This window comes from Pararhodobacter sp. CCB-MM2 (assembly GCF_001691415.1).
In the GTDB taxonomy this organism is placed as follows: Bacteria; Pseudomonadota; Alphaproteobacteria; order Rhodobacterales; family Rhodobacteraceae; genus Pararhodobacter.
In genome coordinates this window covers 387,653-404,642 of record NZ_LRRR01000001.1, presented here as the reverse complement: position 1 = coordinate 404,642, position 16,990 = coordinate 387,653, and the positions used below count along the sequence as shown (strand labels likewise).

Genomic DNA, 16,990 nt, shown 5'->3' with positions numbered 1-16,990 from the left:
CCGCGAAACATGCCCATGGCGGGCCGATCCGATCAAATTATAGGCGGTAAATAGGTATTTACGACGATTTTTCGACGAAACTGCGCCGGTTTACAGAATTTTTGAACCTTTGGCGGTGCTCAATCGTTCTCACAGTATCACCGCCCTACACGGGCGCCCTTGAAACCCTGGAGAGACGCCATGCCCCGCCCGTTCCCGACCCGCTCGAAGTTCGACCTGTACGACGACCTGATGGCCATTTCGCGCATCGAGACGTCGATGAATTCCACCACCCGCCGCAAGACGCGCGAGATCAGCGACTATAGCCGCCTGCAGCGCTTCATTCCGAACCTGAAGGTCTGATCGACACCGATTTCCGGTGTCGATCCGGTGCTGATCAATCAGCGCCCTGAGCGTCGGCGCGGCTCTTGCCCGAGACCTGTTGCGCCAGCGTGGCGGCCATGAAGCCGTCAAGATCCCCGTCCAGCACGCCCGAGGTATCCGAGGTCTCGTGCTGCGTACGAAGGTCCTTCACCATCTGGTACGGCTGAAGGACGTAGCTGCGGATCTGGTTGCCCCAGCCTGCAGACCCCTTGTTTTCATGGGCCTCGTTGATCGCGGCGTTCCGCTTGTCCAGCTCCAGCTGGTACAGACGCGATTTCAGCGCCTTCATGGCGATGTCGCGGTTCTGGTGCTGCGATTTCTCGGACGAGGTGACCACGATCCCGGTGGGGTGGTGGGTAATCCGCACCGCCGAGTCGGTCGTGTTGACGTGCTGACCGCCGGCGCCCGACGACCGATAGGTATCGATGCGAATGTCGTTCGGCGCCACTTCGATCTCGATATTGTCGTCGACGACCGGATAGACCCAGACCGAGGCAAAGGACGTCTCGCGCGTGCCCTTGCCGAAGGGCGAGATGCGCACCAGCCGGTGCACGCCCGATTCCGATTTCAGCCAGCCATAGGCATTCGGACCCGAGATCTTGTAGGCCACCGATTTGATGCCCGCCTCGGCGCCTGCTTCCTCGGATTGCAGTTCGACCTTGTAGCCGCGCTTCTCGGCCCAGCGGACATACATCCGCTGCAGCATCGAGGCCCAGTCGCAGGCCTCGGTCCCGCCGGCGCCGGCGTTGATCTCGATGAAGGTGTCGTTGCCATCGGCCTCGCCGTCGAGCAGGGCCTCCAGCTCTTTCGCGGCGGCTTTCTCGGCCAGCGAGCGGATCGCGTTCTCGGCCTCGGAGACGATGTCGTCATCGTCCTCCATTTCGCCCAGTTCGATCAGCTCGACATTGTCGTTAAGATCCCGGCTGATCGACTCATACGTCGCGACCGCGTCCATCAGCTGCTGACGCTCGCGCATAAGCTTCTGGGCGCGGGCCGGGTCGTTCCACAGGTTCGGGTCCTCGATCATCGCGTCGAATTCCTCGAGCCGATGCTTGGCGGTCTCCCAATCCATACGCTTGGCCAGCAGACCCAGCGACTTCTTGATCGCCTCGACCGTGTTCTGCATTTCCGCGCGCATGTCTCACCTGTCGTCATAAAGTCAGGGGGGCCAGAACGGCCCCCGCCTCAGTCATCGGTCTGATATAATGTGTCGCCTTGTCAGGCAAGGGCGGGCAGGGCAGCGGCTCAGGGTTGGCCGACCATCTCCTTGACGGCTGCCAGCACCTCTTCGGCATGGCCCTTCACGCTGACCTTGGGCCAGATCCGGGCGATAGTGCCTTGGCCATCGATCAGGAAGGTGGCGCGGGTGATGCCCATGAACTTCTTGCCGTACATGGATTTCTCGCCCCAGACGCCGTAACGCTCGCAGATATCGCCCTCGGCATCCGACACCAGCGTCACGCCGAGGTCGTATTTCAGTCCGAACTTGTCGAGCTTGCCGGGCGCATCCTTGCTGACGCCCAGAACCTTGGCGCCGGCGGCTTCGAATTCGGTGCCCAGCTCGGTGAAATCCTTTGCTTCCTGCGTGCAACCCGGCGTGTCGGCCTTGGGGTAGAAATACAGCACGACGGGCTGGCCCCGCAGTTCGGACAGGCTGATCGTGCCGCCGTTCTGCGTGGGGGCGGTGAAATCGGGGGCTTGGTCTTCGACGTTCATGGGGGCCTCCTGTGGGTTGCCTCAGTTGTAGTCGCTTTGGCGGGGCGTTAAAGGGCGGCAGGCGGAAATCTGCGGAGAGCGCGCGTGAAACTGAGCGATTTCGACTTCGACCTGCCCGAGGAGCTGATCGCGACCCGGCCGGTGAAACCCCGTCCGGCGGCGCGCCTGCTGCTGGTCGAGGGCGCGGCGATGGCTGACCGCCATGTCGCCGACCTGACCGAGATCCTGCGCCCCGGCGACCGGCTGGTGATCAACAACACCCGCGTCATCCCGGCGCGGCTGTTCGGCGAGCGGGTGCGCGAGACGAAGGATGGTTCGGGCCGCGCGAAGGTCGAGGCGACGTTGCTGAACCCCGAAGCCGATGGCAGCTGGCGGGTGCTGGCGCGACCCTTGCGGAAGCTGGCCGTGGGCGACCGGGTGGATTTCGGCGCCGGGCTGACGGCGACGGTCTCGGCAAAGGAAGAGACCGAGGCGGTGCTCAGCTTCGACCTCACCGGGCCGGAGTTCGACGCGGCGCTGGAAGAGGCCGGTCGCATGCCCCTGCCGCCTTATATCGAGAGCCGCCGCCCCGCCGATGCGCAGGACCGCTTGGACTACCAGACCGTCTTCGCCCGCGAGCGCGGCGCCGTTGCCGCCCCGACCGCCAGCCTGCATTTCGATGCGGATCTGCTTGCAGCGTTGCGGGCGAAGGGTGTGCAATTCACCGAGGTGACGCTGCATGTCGGCGCCGGAACCTTCCTGCCGGTGAAGGTCGAGGACGTCACGACCCACAAGATGCATGCCGAATGGGGGCAGGTGACCGCCGAGGCCGCGGCCGAGATCAACGCGACCAAGGCCGAAGGTGGCCGCGTCATCGCGGTCGGCACCACGGCGCTACGGCTCATTGAGAGCGCCGCACGCTCGGGCCGGGTCGAGCCTTGGCGTGGCGAGACGGATATCTTCATCTACCCGGGCTTCGACTTCCACGCGGCGGACGGGTTGATGACCAATTTCCACCTGCCGAAATCGACGCTGCTGATGCTGGTCTCGGCCCTGATGGGGGCCGAGGTCATCCGGGCGGTCTATGACCATGCCGTGGCCGAGCGGTATCGCTTTTTCAGCTACGGGGACGCCTCATTGCTGCTGCCGAAAGGCTGAGTATTTTCGGCAGAATGAAAGGTCAGACAACCGTATCGCGGTCGGTTTCGGTGATCAGCCAGTCCTTGAAGAGGGCGACGGCAGGTTTCGGGCGTTGGCCGGGGGCGGTTTCAGGCTCGGCGAACCAATAGCCGAAGCCGGTGGCACATTCCTCGCCCAAAGGCACCAGCGCGCCGCTGTCGAGTTCTGGCCGGATCAAGAAGGCGGGCATCAGGGCGACCCCCAATCCTCCGGCCGCGGCCTGCGCCAGCGTCGCCACCTGTTCCAGCCGCATGGCCGGCGCGGGCAGGGGGCCGGACTGCCCGGTTCGCGCCCAATAGTCGGGCCAGGCCTGCGGGCGGGTTGCCAAGGCCAGCAGCGGTTGCCCGGCGATGCCCTTGGTGCCCGGCGCGGCGACGGGGATCACGCGCTCTTCCATCAGCAGCGTCAGTCGCGCGCCGGGCCAATTGCCGGTCCCGGAATGGATCGCGGCATCGATCCCCTCGGCGCCGAGGTCGAAGCGGCCGATGCGGGTGGCGAAATGCAGGGTGATCTCGGGGTGGCGGCGCACGAAGCGGGGGATGCGCGGCATCAGCCAGCGGGTGCCGAAGGTGGGCAGGATCGCCAGCGACAATCCGCGCTCGGGTGTCTGCCCCAGCACCTCCATCGCGCCTCGCCCCAAGGCATCGAGCGCCGTCCGCGCCGCGCGGGCATAGGCGATACCGGCCTCGGTCAGCCGGGCGGCGCGAGCCCCCCGGTCCACCAGCGTGACACCCAACTGCCCCTCCAGCTGCGCGATCTGGCGCGAGATCGCCCCCTGTGTCTGCCCGAGATCCCGCGCGGCGGCGGTGAAACTGCCGGTGCGCGCCACCGCATCGAAGGCGAGGATCGCGGGCGTATTGGGAAGAAGGCGGCGCTGTATCATTCCGATTCCTCATGGCTTCATGCCGATCTATCGGTTTTCCGGGCCGCTGTCGCATGGTATTTGACGCTCAACAGAGGAGATCCCCATGAGTGACCGCCCCAATCTGAAGCCCAAAGACGCCCCGGACCTGTCGCGTTTCCAATGGGATGACGCGCTGCGTCTCGACAGCCAGCTGTCGGAAGACGAGCGCATGCTGCGTGATGCCGCCCAGGAATTTGCGCAATCGGTGCTGCAGCCGCGCGTGATCAAGGCCTTCCGCGACGAGACCTCGGACCCCGAAGTTTTCAAGCTGATGGGCGAGGCCGGGCTTCTCGGCACCACGATCCCCGAGGAATATGGCGGTCTCGGCGCGGGCTATGTGACCTATGGTCTGGTCGCGCGCGAGATCGAGCGCGTCGACTCGGGCTATCGCTCGATGATGTCGGTGCAATCCTCGCTGGTGATGTATCCTATCTATGCTTACGGTTCGGAAGAGCAGCGCCAGAAATACCTGCCGGGCCTCGCTGCCGGCACGCTGATCGGCTGCTTCGGCCTGACCGAGCCGGATGCCGGTTCCGACCCCGCCGGCATGAAGACCCGCGCCGAGAAGACCCCGACCGGCTACAAGCTGACCGGCTCAAAGATGTGGATCTCGAACGCGCCGTTTGCCGATGTCTTCGTCGTCTGGGCGAAATCCGAAGCGCATGGCGGTCGTATCCGCGGCTTCGTGCTGGAGAAAGGCATGGAAGGCCTCAGCGCGCCGAAGATCGAGGGCAAGCTCAGCTTGCGCGCCTCGACCACCGGCGAGATCGTCATGGACAATGTCGAAGTCGGTGAGGGCGCGCTGCTGCCGCATGTCGAGGGGCTGAAGGGCCCGTTCGGCTGCCTCAACCGCGCGCGCTACGGCATCGCCTGGGGCGTGATGGGCGCTGCCGAATTCTGCTGGCATGCCGCGCGCCAATACGGCCTTGACCGCAAGCAGTTCGACAAGCCGATCGCCGGCACGCAGCTGTTCCAGAAGAAGCTCGCCGACATGCAGACCGAGATTACGCTGGGCCTGCAAGCATCGCTACAGGTCGGTCGTTTGATGGACGAGGCTCAGGGCGCGCCCGAGATGATCTCGCTCATCAAGCGCAACAATTGCGGAAAGGCGCTGGATATCGCGCGGATGGCCCGCGACATGCATGGCGGCAACGGGATTTCCGAGGAATTCCAGGTCATTCGCCACATGGTGAACCTGGAGACCGTCAACACCTATGAGGGGACGCATGACGTGCATGCGCTGATCCTCGGCCGGGCGCAGACGGGTCTCCAGGCCTTCTTCTGACGCCTCAGCGCAGCTTTTCGGCAAACAGGCGGTCGAGCGCGGCGAAAGCCCGCTCGGCCGCTTCCGTTCTGTAGGCCATGCCGTTCTCGGGGCTGGCGGCGGCCGGGTTGGTGAAAGCATGGCCAGTATGGCCGAACGCCAGGATCTGCCAATCGGCGCTGGCCTCGGTCAGCTCCTTCGCCAGCGCCAGAACCGCCTCGGGTTTCGCCAGCGGATCGTCCCAGCCATGCATGACCAGCACCGAAGCCTTGATCGGCTGGGTCGCTTGCGGGTGCGCATCCAGCACCCCGTGCAACGCGCCGGCAACCTTGATATCGGCCCCGCTGCGCGCAAGGTCCAGCACTGCCTTGCCACCATAGCAGAAGCCCATCGCCCCCAACCGGGATGCATCGACCACGTCTTGCGCCGCGAGGGCCTCGAGCGCGGCCGTCATCCGCTCGGCCAACACCGGGCGCTGTGCCTCTACACCTTGCATGAGCGACGAGGCCTCTGCTGGGCTGCCGGCCTTCTTGCCCTCGCCATAATAGTCGCCCAACAGCACGACATAGCCGTCGCGGGCCAGCAATTCCGCGCGGGATTCCTCCACCGGGCCGGTGCCACCGAAGGCCGGGGCGATCAGGATGCCGGGCGCAGGGGCCGTGACACCCTCATCGCGCACCAGCGTGCCACGCATAGTGATCGCACCATCGGTCCATTCCAAAGTCTCATGCCGGATCATCTGCGTCTCCCATCCGTGAATGCCACCGGAAGGGTCGTCCGGCACGACGGCAAGTCAAGCCCTCTGGCTTGCTTTCCGGGCGGAAGCCGAGAGCCAGGCCTCCCGGCATCTTTGTTCCAATAATATCCCGGGGGGTGAGCCGAAGGCGAGGGGGGCAGCGCCCCCCATCCTCACTCTGCTGCCCGGCGCCGCGGCTTGAGGAGCGGCGCGAGGTAATGCCCCGTATGGCTTCCCCCGACCTTGGCCACCTCTTCTGGTGTGCCTTCGGCCACGATCATACCGCCGCCATCACCGCCTTCGGGGCCGATATCGATGATCCAGTCGGCGGTTTTGATCACATCGAGATTGTGCTCGATGACCACGACCGTATTGCCCTGTTCCACCAATTCGTGCAGCACTTCCAACAGCTTGCGCACATCCTCGAAATGCAGGCCAGTGGTCGGCTCATCGAGGATATACAGCGTCTTGCCCGTGGACCGCCGGGCAAGTTCCTTCGACAGCTTCACCCGCTGCGCCTCACCGCCGGACAGCGTGGTCGCCTGCTGGCCGACCTTGATGTAACCAAGGCCCACCTGCATCAGCGCGTCCATCTTCTCGCGGATGGAGGGTACGGCCGAGAAGAACTCCTGCGCTTCCTCGACCGTCATGTCGAGGACGTCGGAAATTGATTTACCCTTGAACAAAACCTCCAGCGTCTCGCGGTTGTACCGCTTGCCCTTGCAGGTCTCGCAGGTGACGTAGACGTCAGGCAGGAAGTTCATCTCGATCTTCAGGACGCCATCGCCCTGACACGCCTCACAGCGCCCGCCTTTGACGTTGAACGAGAACCGCCCTGGCTTATAGCCACGCGCCTTGGCTTCCGGCAGGCCGGCGAACCAGTCGCGGATCGGGCCGAAAGCGCCGGTATAGGTGGCGGGGTTCGAGCGCGGGGTGCGGCCGATGGGGCGCTGGTCGATGTCGATGACCTTGTCGAGATGCTGCAACCCCTGCACGGTCTCGCAAGGCGCGGGCGTTTGGCGCGCGCCGTTCAGCCGCATCGAGGCGGTCTTGAACAGGGTCTCGATGGTCAGCGTCGACTTGCCGCCGCCCGACACGCCGGTCACGCAGACGAATTTGCCCAGCGGGAAATCGACCGTCACATCATGCAGGTTGTTGCCCGAAGCCTTCACCACCCGGATCGCCTTGCCATTTCCTTCGCGCCGATGCGCGGGGACCTCAATCCGGCGCTGGCCCGAGAGATACTGCCCGGTCAGGCTGACGGGGTCCGAGGCGATCTGATCGGGCGTGCCTTGGCTGACGATGCGCCCGCCATGCACACCGGCGCCGGGGCCGATATCCAGCACATAATCGGCGGTACGGATAGCATCCTCGTCATGTTCGACCACCAGCACGGTGTTGCCCTGATCGCGCAGGTTGCGCAGGGTGGTCAGCAGGCGGTCATTGTCACGCTGGTGCAGTCCGATAGAGGGCTCGTCCAACACGTAAAGCACGCCGGTCAGGCCCGAGCCGATTTGCGAGGCGAGGCGGATCCGCTGGCTCTCACCGCCCGACAACGTGCCGGCGGCGCGGGACAGGGTCAGGTAGTCGAGGCCCACATTCACGAGGAAGCCGAGACGCTCGCGGATTTCCTTCAGGATCGCCGTGGCGATCTGGTTCTTCTGCTTCGACAGATGGTTCGGTGCATCTTCGACCCAAGCCAAGGCCTCACGGATTGACATTTCCGAGACCTGTGAAATATGCATCCCGGCGATCTTCACCGCCAGGGCCTCGGGCTTCAGACGGGCGCCGCCGCAGGTCGAGCAGGGGCGGTTGTTCTGGTAGCGCTCGAATTCCTCACGCACCCAGGCGCTGTCGGTTTCCTTCCAACGGCGTTCCATATTCGGGATCACGCCTTCGAAGACGCGGGTCACCTGATAGACACGGCCGGAATCGTCATAGCGGAAGGGGATTTCCTCGCCCTTCGAGCCATGCAGCAGCACGTCCTTGACGTTGTCCGGCAGGTCGCGCCACGGCTTCTTGGCGCTGAATTTGTAATGCTTGGCCAGCGCCTCGATGGTCTGCAGGAAATACGGCGTCTTGCCCTTGCGCCAGGGCGCGATGGCGCCGTCTTCGAGGCGCAGCATGGCGTCGGGCACGACAAGGCGTTCGTCGAAGAACAGCTCGACACCGAGGCCGTCACAGGCGGGGCAGGGGCCGAAGGGGGCGTTGAACGAGAACAGGCGCGGCTCGATCTCGGGGATGGTGAAGCCGCTGACCGGGCAGGCGAAATTCTCGGAGAAGGTGATGCGTTCAGGCGCTTCGCCCTTAGGCGCCGAGGCCATTTCCAGAACGGCGATCCCGTCGGCAAGGTCCAGCGCGGTGCGGAACGAATCCGCCAGACGCGTCTCCATGCCGGGACGCACGACGATCCGATCGACCACGACGTCGATATCGTGGCGGAACTTTTTGTCCAGCTCGGGCGGAGTGTCGAGTTCATGGAAGGTGCCGTCGACCTTCACGCGCTGGAAGCCCTGCTTCCGGAGCTCCAGCATCTCCTTCTTGTACTCGCCCTTGCGGTCGCGGACGATCGGCGCCAGCAGATAGGCACGGGTGCCTTCCTCCATCTGCAGGACACGGTCGACCATGTCCTGCACTTGCTGCGCCTCGATCGGCAGCCCGGTCGCGGGCGAGTAGGGGGTGCCGGCGCGGGCGAAGAGCAGGCGCAGGTAATCGTGGATCTCAGTCACCGTGCCGACGGTCGAGCGTGGGTTCTTCGAGGTCGTCTTCTGCTCGATGGAAATCGCGGGTGAGAGGCCGGCGATGTGATCGACATCCGGCTTCTGCATCATGTCGAGGAACTGGCGCGCATAGGCGCTGAGGCTCTCGACATAGCGCCGCTGCCCCTCGGCATAGATCGTGTCGAAGGCCAGCGAGGATTTGCCCGAGCCCGAAAGCCCGGTCATCACCACCAACTGGTCGCGCGGAATGTCCACGCTGACGTCCTTGAGGTTATGCTCGCGCGCGCCCCGGATCTCGATGAATTTCTGGTCTGCCATGCCAACCCCGGCGCGGAAATCTGTGTCGCGAGGGAACATAGGGCTTTTGCGGCGAGTCTCCAATGCGAAATGGAGAACAAAAAGTAAACTTTGTGCTGCCGCAGCTGCGAATGTGATTTTCTGCGCCGCGCGAATTTCACGCATTCCAGATCTTGAATATATATTCCAGTTCTGCTATATGTCCCTCAAGCAAGTCAACCGGCCCAAGGGGCCAAACCGGAGCCATGAGATGTTCAACCTGTTCTCTTCGCTGATGGGCGGCGGTGCCGCCGTAGATCCCGCCGAGGCCGTTCAGGCCGTGGCCGACAAACGCGCGCTGGTCATCGATGTGCGCGAAGAGGCGGAAACGCGCGAGGGGCGGGCCAAGGGCGCGCTGCTGCTGCCGCTGAGCCGGCTGCATCTGGCGGCCGACCCGTCCTCGGGCCATCACGACAAGCGCCTTGCCACCGCGAAGAAGGCCGGCACGCCGATCTATGTCTATTGCGCGTCCGGCGCGCGCTCGGGCCGGGCGGCGATGATGCTGGGGAATTACGGCTACGAGACTGTCCAGAACCTCGGCCATCTGGGCAATTGGCAGCGCGGGGGCGGACAGGTCATCCGCTGATCCTGCAAGACAAATTTTCGGCAAACCGGGTAAGCGCGGCTCCGCTGGAGGCCGCGCTTCTTGCTTGAAATCACGCCTCGGACTGGGGCATCACCGCTGCGACAGGGGCCGCGCGGCGTGATGCGGTCATGAAGACACCAGTTTGGCCGATTTCGGCGGTGCAGATGCGCAAAGGGAGGATCGCGACACCATTGTGGCGCATTCAGCCCTTTACCCTCTCGCCATCGTGCTAGGTCAGGACCATGATGACTGACGGGAGGCCCGCATGCTGAAAGTTCTGGGATCCACCTGGCCGCTGCTTTTCGGCCTGATGCTGCTGATGCTGGGCAACGGCATGCAGGGGACGCTGCTGGGTATTCGCGGCGCAATCGAGGATTTCTCGACCAACGAGATGTCCATCGTCATGTCCTGCTATTTCGTGGGCTTCCTGTTCGGCAGCCGCGTGGCGCCCGAGATGATCCGCCGCGTCGGCCACGTCCGTGTCTTCGCCGCGCTGGGGTCGATGATCTCGGCCGTGTTGATCCTGTATGCCGCCTGGCCGAACTGGATGGCCTGGGCCGTGATGCGCGTGCTGATCGGTTTCAGCTTCTCGGGCGTCTACATCACCGCTGAGAGCTGGCTGAACAACGCCTCGACCAACGAGACGCGCGGGCAGGCGCTGTCGCTGTATCTGATCGTGCAGATGATCGGCATCATCGCCGCGCAGGCGCTTTTGAACTTCGCCGATCCCTCGGGCTATATCCTGTTCGTCATCCCCTCGGTGCTGGTGTCGCTGGCCTTCACGCCGATCCTGCTGTCGATCTCGCCGGCGCCGGCGTTCGATTCCACCAAGCCTCTGAACTTCAAGCAACTCTACCAGGCCTCGCCGCTGGGTTGCGTGGGCATGTTCCTTCTGGGCGGCGTCTTCTCGGCGCAGTTCGGCATGGCGTCGGTCTGGGGCACGCAGGCGGGGCTCGACATCCGCAACCTGTCGATTTTCGTGGCCTCGATCTACGTGGGGGGCCTGTTCCTGCAATTCCCGATCGGATGGATGAGCGACCGCATGGATCGCCGCAAGCTGATCCTCGGCCTTTCGGCCGCGGGCGGCGTGGTGCTGATGGTGCCGGTGCTGTTCGACGTGCCGTTCCTGCTGCTGATCGTCGTCGGCGCGCTGATGGGCGGGATCTCGAACCCGCTGTATTCGCTGCTGCTGGCCTATGTGAACGACTATCTCGACAAGTCCGACATGGCAGCGGCCTCGGCCGGGTTGATCTTCATCAACGGCCTCGGCGCGATCTCCGGCCCGATCCTAACCGGTTGGCTGATGGGCGCGATCGGCCCGTCGGGCTTCTTCCTCTTCATGGCGGTGATCTTCGTGGTCCTCGCCGTCTATGCGGCCTGGCGGATGACCCGTCGCCGTTCCACGCCCGAGTCCCACGGCAGCTATACCGCGCTGTCGCCCCCGGCCTCGGTCATCACCGTCGAAGCGGCGCTGGACCACGCCGATACCGACAGCAATCCGGCCTGACCGGGGGGCTTGCGCGGGCTTGACCCGCGCCTCTCCCCCGGCGCAGGTTGAACGGAAAGGGAGAACGATATGACCACCACCCCGCGCGCCGATGCCGTGTTGCGCTATTGGCGGGATCTGGGGCCGGAAGGCTGGTACGCCGGGGGCGAGCAGCTGGATGCCGAGATCCGCAATCAGTTCGAGGAAACCTGGACCTTGGCTCAGGCCGGCGCGCTGCGGAACTGGATGTCGTGCCCTGAGGGGATGCTGGCCTTCCTGATCCTCGCCGATCAGTTCCCGCGCAATATGTTCCGGGGCTCGGCCAAGGCTTTTGCCACGGATTACAAGGCCCGGCGTGTGGCGCATTACATGTGGCAGAACACGGCCGACCTGCAGATCGAGGAGCCGATCCGCCAGTTCTGCTATCTGCCGCTGATGCATTCGGAAAGCCCGTTCGATCAGGATCGCTGCGTGGCGCTGATGATCGCCCGGATGCCCGAGACGGGGGCCTCTAACGTGCTGCATGCCTGTGCGCATCGCGACGTGATCCGCAAATTCCGCCGCTTCCCGTTCCGCAACGAGGCCTTGGGCCGGGTCACCACGCCCGAGGAGCAGGCCTGGCTTGACGCCGGCGGCTACGGGCAGGAAGTGCAACGGCTGCAGGCCGCGTGAGCCAAGGGGGCCGTCTTGCGCGTCGTGCAGGGCGGCTCTGACCGGGGCGGGCAGGGCATTGGGCAAAGCGTTGTTGCGACGGCGTGAAAATTAGTTTAGTGCTGAACTATATTCCATTCGGGAGGAATCCATGGCTGAGCAGAGCTTTGATGTCGTCGTGATCGGGGCCGGCCCCGGTGGCTATGTCGCCGCGATCCGTGCGGCGCAGCTGGGCAAGAAAGTCGCCATCGTCGAGCGTGAGCATATGGGCGGTATCTGCCTGAACTGGGGCTGTATCCCCACGAAAGCGCTGCTGCGCTCGGCCGAGGTCTTCCACCTCATGCACCGCGCCAAGGATTTCGGCCTGACCGCCGACAAGATCGGCTTCGATCTGGATGCCGTGGTCAAGCGGTCGCGCGGCGTGGCCGGCCAGCTTTCGGGCGGCATCGGCCATCTGATGAAGAAGAACAAGATCACCGTGTTCATGGGTGCAGCGACGCTGCCCTCGGTCGGCGTGGTCACGGTGAAGAACGACAAGGGCACCGAGACGCTGAAGGCGCCCGACATCATCCTCGCCACCGGCGCCCGCGCGCGCGAGCTGCCGGGGCTGGAGGCCGATGGCGATCTGGTCTGGACCTACAAGCACGCGCTGGCGCCGAAACGGATGCCGAAGAAGCTGCTGGTCATCGGCTCGGGCGCAATCGGAATCGAATTCGCCAGCTTCTTCAACACGCTGGGCGCGGATACCACCGTTGTCGAGGTGATGGACCGCGTGCTGCCGGTGGAAGACGCCGAGATCTCGGCCTTCGCCAAGAAGCAATTCGTCAAGCAGGGGATGAAGATCCTCGAGAAGACGACGGTGAAGAAACTGGACCGTGGCAACGGCAAGGTCACCGCGCATCTGGAAGACGCCAAGGGCACCACGACGCAGGAGTTCGACACGGTCATTTCGGCCGTCGGCATCGTCGGCAACGTCGAGAACCTCGGGCTGGAAGCGCTCGGCGTGAAGATCGACCGCACGCATGTGGTGGTGGACGAATATTGCCGCACCGGGGTCAAGGGCCTCTGGGCGATCGGCGATATCGCCGGCGCGCCGTGGCTTGCACACAAAGCCAGCCATGAGGGCGTGATCGTCGCCGAGATGATCGCCGGTCAGCATCCGCATCCGATAAAGCCGAACACGATCGCCGGCTGCACCTATTGCCACCCGCAGGTCGCGTCCGTTGGCCTGACCGAGGCCAAGGCCAAGGAAGCGGGTTACGACATCAAGGTCGGCCGTTTCCCCTTCATCGGCAACGGCAAGGCGATTGCCTTGGGCGAGCCGGAGGGGATGGTGAAAACCGTGTTCGACGCCAAGACTGGCGAGCTGCTGGGTGCGCATATGGTCGGCGCGGAAGTGACCGAGTTGATCCAGGGCTATGTCATCGGCCGGACGCTGGAGACGACCGAGGAAGACCTGATGCACACCGTCTTCCCGCATCCGACGCTGTCGGAAATGATGCACGAGAGCGTGCTTGATGCCTACGGGCGGGCACTGCACTTCTGATCGAATGACAGACAAATAAGGGGCCGAAAGGCCCCTTTTCTGTCAGACATTCAGGGCGCCAGAATCCAACGCCTTTTCAAGCAGATCGACGGCCTCCCCCAGTTTTTCGTCGACGATATGCAGGTATTCGTGCCAATCGTGCAGGCCAGTCAGCTCGGCCTTGCCGTCGGAAATCCCGCGCAGAGCGATCAGCGGAACCCCCGCGACCATACAGGCGCGCAGGACGGCGAAGGTCTCCATATCCACCATGTCTTGCGCGATCTCATCATAGGCCGCGCCAGAGACGATGTTCGACCCCGTGGACAAAGTGGCACTCTCGATCCCCGGGATGCTATGCGGCAGCGGGACGATCTCGGGCAGATCGACCAGCGGCGTTTTGCCTTTGGGAAAGCCGAGCGGTGAGGCGTCGATGTCGCGCCATGCAACATGGCTCGCCTGATAGAGCCCGCAGTGATCCAGCCGAGCGGAGCCGGCAGATCCGAGCGAGACAACCAGATCGGGCAGGGCGTCCTGGTGGGCCAGCTGCGTGAGGGCCGTTGCCGTGTGGACCGCCGCCTCGATGGGGCCGATGCCGATGATCAACGGGTCGATCCGCGCCTGCAGATGCGGGCCGAATTCGGCGGGAGCGGCCATGACGAACAGCAGGTCACGGCCGGCAATCTTGGTGATGGGCGGCATTATCGGTCTTTCAGAAAACGGCTGGCCAGACCCGACCCTGCCGCGAGGGCGAGGGCGAAGGCAAGGGCGATCCACACCGCGCGCTGACGCCGTTCGGGCAGAACCGGCCAGAACGCGACCTGTGGCTGATCGCCCGGGAGGACCGCCACGTCAACGAGGGCTCCGGGCCAAAGCTCGGTCAATGAGGCGGGGGGATGGGGGACATTGGTCGCGAAGGTGCCGGCTTCGTCATCCGAGACAAACAGCCGGACCGAGCCGCTGGCCCAAGGTTGTTCACGGTCCGGGGCGCGCAGATCGACGATCATCACCGTCGCTTGGGCGCGGATGCCCTGCGGCCGAAGGTCCTTCAGCCGCAGGGTCTGGATCATGGCCACACCGGTCAGCACCAGCGCGGCGGCCATGGCTGTGCCCGCGATCCAGGGCAGCAGCCGGGCCAGCATCAGCAGGCAGCGGTGCCGCGCGACAGCGCCGCGACACCGGTGCGGGCAATCTCGCACAGGCCCAGCGGGCGCATCAGCTCGGCGAAGGCGTCGATCTTCGTCGGCGCGCCGGTCATCTCGAAGACGAAGGATTCCAGCGTAGAATCAACGACATTCGCGCGGAAGATCTCGGCCAGACGCAGGGCTTCGATACGGGCCTCGCCCTTGCCCTTCACCTTGAGCAGCGCCAGTTCACGCTCGACCGCGTCGCCTTCGACCGTCAGGTCATGCACCTCGTGCACCGGCACGATCCGGCCCAGCTGCGCCTTGATCTGCTCGATCACCTGCGGCGTGCCGGTGGTGACGATGGTGATGCGCGACAGGTGCCCCTGATGGTCGGTTTCCGCGACCGTGAGGCTCTCGATGTTGTAGCCACGGCCGGCGAACAGGCCGATGACCCGGGCGAGGACGCCCGGTTCGTTGTCGACGATCACTGCGAGGGTGTGACGCTCAAGGACCTCGGTATAGGGGTCGCGAAGGTCATAGGCGGAATGCTTGGACGAGCCTTGCTGGATTTGAAGCGGGGACATAGCGGGGCTCCTTACACAAGCGCGGCGCCGGCGCCCTGAATGGCGCGGATTTCGTCAGAGGGCAGCAGCATGTCGTTATGCGCGTTGCCCGAGGGGATCATCGGCAGGCAGTTTTCGTGCTTCTCGACGAGGCAATCGAAGATCACCGGGCCGTCATAGGCCAGCATTTCCTTGATGGCGTCATCCAGCTGATCGGGGTGATCCACACGGATACCCTTGCAGCCGAAGGCCTCGGCCAGTTTCACGAAGTCCGGCAGCGATTCCGACCAAGACTGCGAATACCGCTCACCGTGCAGCAGCTGCTGCCACTGACGGACCATGCCCAGACGCTCGTTGTTGAGGATGAACTGCTTGACCGGCGCACGGAACTGCATCGCCGTGCCCATCTCCTGCATGTTCATCAGCCACGAGGCCTCACCGGCAACGTTGATCACCAGCGCTTCCGGATGCGCGACCTGAACCCCGATCGAGGCGGGCAGGCCGTAGCCCATCGTGCCCAGACCGCCCGAGGTCATCCAGCGGTTCGGCCCGTCGAAATGCAGGAACTGCGCGGCCCACATCTGGTGCTGGCCGACTTCCGTGGTCACGTAGCGATCCATGCCGCGGGTCAGCTCTTCCAACCGCTGCAGCGCGTATTGCGGCTTGATGATGTCAGCCGACGGCTTGTAGGCGAGGCAATTGACCGCGCGCCACTCGTTGATCTGTTTCCACCACTTGGCCAGACCTTCCTTGTTGGTCTTGCGGCCGCGCGATTTCCAGATCCGCAGCAGGTCTTCCAGCACATGGCCAACATCGCCGATGATCGGCAGGTCGACGCGGATGACCTTGTTCACCGAGGACGGATCGATATCGATATGCGCCTTGCGCGAATTGGGCGAGAAGGCGTTGACGCGCCCGGTGATCCGGTCGTCGAAGCGCGCACCGATGTTGATCATCAGGTCGCAGTCGTGCATCGCCATGTTGGCCTCGTAGAGACCATGCATGCCCAGCATCCCCAGCCAGTTCTTGCCCGACGCCGGATAGGCGCCGAGGCCCATCAGCGTCGAGGTCACCGGGATATCGGCTGCATCGGCCAGCTCGCACAGCAGTTGACCCGCCGCGGGGCCCGAGTTGATCACGCCGCCACCGGTGTACAGGATCGGGCGCTCGGCTTGCTCCAGCATCTCGACCAGAGCGGTGATCGCCTCGATATCGCCCTTCACCTTGGGCTGGTAATGCGACACACGAGCCTTTTGCGGCGGGGTGTAGTCGCTTTCGGCGAATTGCACGTCCTTCGGGATATCGACCAACACCGGACCCGGACGGCCCGAAGTGGCGACATGGAAGGCCTGATGGATCGTCTCGGACAGCTTGGCCGGATCCTTGACCAGCCAGTTGTTCTTCGAGCAGGGGCGGGTGATGCCCACGGTGTCCGCTTCCTGGAAGCCGTCGGTGCCGATCAGGAAGGTCGGAACCTGACCGGACAGAACGACCAGCGGGATCGAGTCCAGCAACGCGTCGGTCATGCCGGTGACCGCGTTGGTCGCACCGGGGCCCGAGGTCACCAGCACGACGCCCGGCTTGCCGGTCGAGCGGGCATAGCCCTCGGCCATGTGCACGGCGCCCTGTTCGTGCCGCACCAGAATGTGGCGGATCTCGTTTTGCTGGAACAGCTCGTCATAAATCGGAAGGACCGCCCCGCCGGGATAGCCGAACACGACCTCCACGCCCTGATCCTTGAGCGCCTGAACGACCATTTTCGCGCCGGTCATCTTGCTTGACCCTTTCGCGCCCGCCATCTGCTGGGACATGTTCTTCTCCACCTCTTTGGTCTTGCCGGGTCATGCGTCGATCCGGC

16 protein-coding genes are annotated in these 16,990 nt (G+C 64.3%); 7 read left to right on the top strand and 9 right to left on the bottom strand.

The genetic code is table 11. The features are described from left to right. The first annotated feature begins 180 nt into the window (after positions 1 to 180). Complete coding sequence (locus BCY78_RS25495; protein ID WP_158515887.1) at positions 181 to 342, top strand: hypothetical protein; 162 nt, start codon at positions 181 to 183, stop codon at positions 340 to 342. A 34-nt stretch (positions 343 to 376) separates the two neighbouring features. Here BCY78_RS25495 and prfB read toward each other — a convergent pair whose 3' ends face one another. Further along, positions 377 to 1,501 carry a peptide chain release factor 2 gene (gene prfB, locus BCY78_RS01910; protein ID WP_068296996.1) on the bottom strand — a complete coding sequence of 375 codons (1,125 nt, stop codon included), beginning with the start codon at positions 1,499 to 1,501 and terminating at the stop codon, positions 377 to 379. A 107-nt stretch (positions 1,502 to 1,608) separates the two neighbouring features. Next, positions 1,609 to 2,079, bottom strand: coding sequence for a thioredoxin-dependent thiol peroxidase (gene bcp, locus BCY78_RS01905; protein ID WP_068296993.1), 471 nt, complete (start codon positions 2,077 to 2,079; stop codon positions 1,609 to 1,611). An 84-nt stretch (positions 2,080 to 2,163) separates the two neighbouring features. Between bcp and queA the strand changes: the two genes are divergently transcribed. Beyond that, entirely contained in the window at positions 2,164 to 3,216 is a 1,053-nt protein-coding gene (queA, locus tag BCY78_RS01900; protein WP_068296990.1) for a tRNA preQ1(34) S-adenosylmethionine ribosyltransferase-isomerase QueA, read from the top strand. 22 nt (positions 3,217 to 3,238) lie between these two features. On the opposite strand, the gene BCY78_RS01895 is transcribed toward queA, so the two are convergent. Then, positions 3,239 to 4,120 carry a LysR substrate-binding domain-containing protein gene (locus tag BCY78_RS01895; RefSeq protein ID WP_068296988.1) on the bottom strand — a complete coding sequence of 294 codons (882 nt, stop codon included), beginning with the start codon at positions 4,118 to 4,120 and terminating at the stop codon, positions 3,239 to 3,241. Between the two features lie 85 nt (positions 4,121 to 4,205). On the opposite strand from BCY78_RS01895, the gene BCY78_RS01890 reads away from it, so the two are divergent. Beyond that, entirely contained in the window at positions 4,206 to 5,426 is a 1,221-nt protein-coding gene (locus BCY78_RS01890) for an acyl-CoA dehydrogenase (protein ID WP_068296986.1), read from the top strand. A 4-nt stretch (positions 5,427 to 5,430) separates the two neighbouring features. Here BCY78_RS01890 and BCY78_RS01885 read toward each other — a convergent pair whose 3' ends face one another. After that, positions 5,431 to 6,144 (bottom strand): dienelactone hydrolase family protein, encoded by a 714-nt coding sequence (locus tag BCY78_RS01885; RefSeq protein ID WP_139103057.1) that lies wholly within the window; start codon positions 6,142 to 6,144, stop codon positions 5,431 to 5,433. Positions 6,145 to 6,314: 170 nt separating this feature from the next. Further along, a complete protein-coding gene (uvrA, locus tag BCY78_RS01880) occupies positions 6,315 to 9,179 on the bottom strand; it encodes an excinuclease ABC subunit UvrA (protein WP_068296979.1) in 2,865 nt (954 codons plus the stop codon). Between the two features lie 229 nt (positions 9,180 to 9,408). Here uvrA and BCY78_RS25490 point away from each other — a divergent pair, with 229 nt between their 5' ends. From BCY78_RS25490 to lpdA, 4 genes are all read left to right on the top strand, one after another. Further along, complete coding sequence (locus BCY78_RS25490) at positions 9,409 to 9,783, top strand: rhodanese-like domain-containing protein (RefSeq protein ID WP_068296976.1); 375 nt, start codon at positions 9,409 to 9,411, stop codon at positions 9,781 to 9,783. Between the two features lie 265 nt (positions 9,784 to 10,048). Further along, positions 10,049 to 11,290, top strand: coding sequence for an MFS transporter (locus BCY78_RS01870; protein WP_068296973.1), 1,242 nt, complete (start codon positions 10,049 to 10,051; stop codon positions 11,288 to 11,290). 69 nt (positions 11,291 to 11,359) lie between these two features. Further along, positions 11,360 to 11,941 (top strand): DUF924 family protein, encoded by a 582-nt coding sequence (locus BCY78_RS01865; protein ID WP_068296970.1) that lies wholly within the window; start codon positions 11,360 to 11,362, stop codon positions 11,939 to 11,941. A 130-nt stretch (positions 11,942 to 12,071) separates the two neighbouring features. Next, positions 12,072 to 13,466 carry a dihydrolipoyl dehydrogenase gene (gene lpdA, locus BCY78_RS01860; RefSeq protein ID WP_068296965.1) on the top strand — a complete coding sequence of 465 codons (1,395 nt, stop codon included), beginning with the start codon at positions 12,072 to 12,074 and terminating at the stop codon, positions 13,464 to 13,466. A 42-nt stretch (positions 13,467 to 13,508) separates the two neighbouring features. On the opposite strand, the gene BCY78_RS01855 is transcribed toward lpdA, so the two are convergent. From BCY78_RS01855 to BCY78_RS01840, 4 genes are read right to left on the bottom strand one after another with little or no spacing between them, the layout of a single operon-like run. Further along, on the bottom strand, positions 13,509 to 14,144 hold the full coding sequence (locus tag BCY78_RS01855; protein WP_068296963.1) for a 5'-methylthioadenosine/S-adenosylhomocysteine nucleosidase: 636 nt from the start codon (positions 14,142 to 14,144) through the stop codon (positions 13,509 to 13,511). Beyond that, positions 14,144 to 14,584, bottom strand: coding sequence for a hypothetical protein (locus BCY78_RS01850; RefSeq protein WP_068296961.1), 441 nt, complete (start codon positions 14,582 to 14,584; stop codon positions 14,144 to 14,146). Before BCY78_RS01850 ends, BCY78_RS01855 begins: the two co-directional genes overlap by 1 nt. Beyond that, a complete protein-coding gene (ilvN, locus tag BCY78_RS01845; RefSeq protein ID WP_068296958.1) occupies positions 14,584 to 15,153 on the bottom strand; it encodes an acetolactate synthase small subunit in 570 nt (189 codons plus the stop codon). Before ilvN ends, BCY78_RS01850 begins: the two co-directional genes overlap by 1 nt. A gap of 11 nt (positions 15,154 to 15,164) precedes the next feature. Next, positions 15,165 to 16,943 (bottom strand): acetolactate synthase 3 large subunit, encoded by a 1,779-nt coding sequence (locus BCY78_RS01840; RefSeq protein ID WP_068297653.1) that lies wholly within the window; start codon positions 16,941 to 16,943, stop codon positions 15,165 to 15,167. Positions 16,944 to 16,990: the final 47 nt, after the last annotated feature.

Bases quoted from the DNA above. Each gene is read 5' to 3' on its own strand.
- BCY78_RS25495 (WP_158515887.1), top strand. From the start codon at position 181: ATGCCCCGCCCGTTCCCGACCCGCTCGAAGTTCGACCTGTACGACGAC.
- prfB (WP_068296996.1), bottom strand. From the start codon at position 1,501: ATGCGCGCGGAAATGCAGAACACGGTCGAGGCGATCAAGAAGTCGCTG.
- bcp (WP_068296993.1), bottom strand. From the start codon at position 2,079: ATGAACGTCGAAGACCAAGCCCCCGATTTCACCGCCCCCACGCAGAAC.
- BCY78_RS01895 (WP_068296988.1), bottom strand. From the start codon at position 4,120: ATGATACAGCGCCGCCTTCTTCCCAATACGCCCGCGATCCTCGCCTTC.
- BCY78_RS01890 (WP_068296986.1), top strand. From the start codon at position 4,206: ATGAGTGACCGCCCCAATCTGAAGCCCAAAGACGCCCCGGACCTGTCG.
- BCY78_RS01885 (WP_139103057.1), bottom strand. From the start codon at position 6,144: ATGATCCGGCATGAGACTTTGGAATGGACCGATGGTGCGATCACTATG.
- uvrA (WP_068296979.1), bottom strand. From the start codon at position 9,179: ATGGCAGACCAGAAATTCATCGAGATCCGGGGCGCGCGCGAGCATAAC.
- BCY78_RS25490 (WP_068296976.1), top strand. From the start codon at position 9,409: ATGTTCAACCTGTTCTCTTCGCTGATGGGCGGCGGTGCCGCCGTAGAT.
- BCY78_RS01870 (WP_068296973.1), top strand. From the start codon at position 10,049: ATGCTGAAAGTTCTGGGATCCACCTGGCCGCTGCTTTTCGGCCTGATG.
- BCY78_RS01865 (WP_068296970.1), top strand. From the start codon at position 11,360: ATGACCACCACCCCGCGCGCCGATGCCGTGTTGCGCTATTGGCGGGAT.
- lpdA (WP_068296965.1), top strand. From the start codon at position 12,072: ATGGCTGAGCAGAGCTTTGATGTCGTCGTGATCGGGGCCGGCCCCGGT.
- BCY78_RS01855 (WP_068296963.1), bottom strand. From the start codon at position 14,144: ATGCCGCCCATCACCAAGATTGCCGGCCGTGACCTGCTGTTCGTCATG.
- BCY78_RS01850 (WP_068296961.1), bottom strand. From the start codon at position 14,584: ATGCTGGCCCGGCTGCTGCCCTGGATCGCGGGCACAGCCATGGCCGCC.
- ilvN (WP_068296958.1), bottom strand. From the start codon at position 15,153: ATGTCCCCGCTTCAAATCCAGCAAGGCTCGTCCAAGCATTCCGCCTAT.
- BCY78_RS01840 (WP_068297653.1), bottom strand. From the start codon at position 16,943: ATGTCCCAGCAGATGGCGGGCGCGAAAGGGTCAAGCAAGATGACCGGC.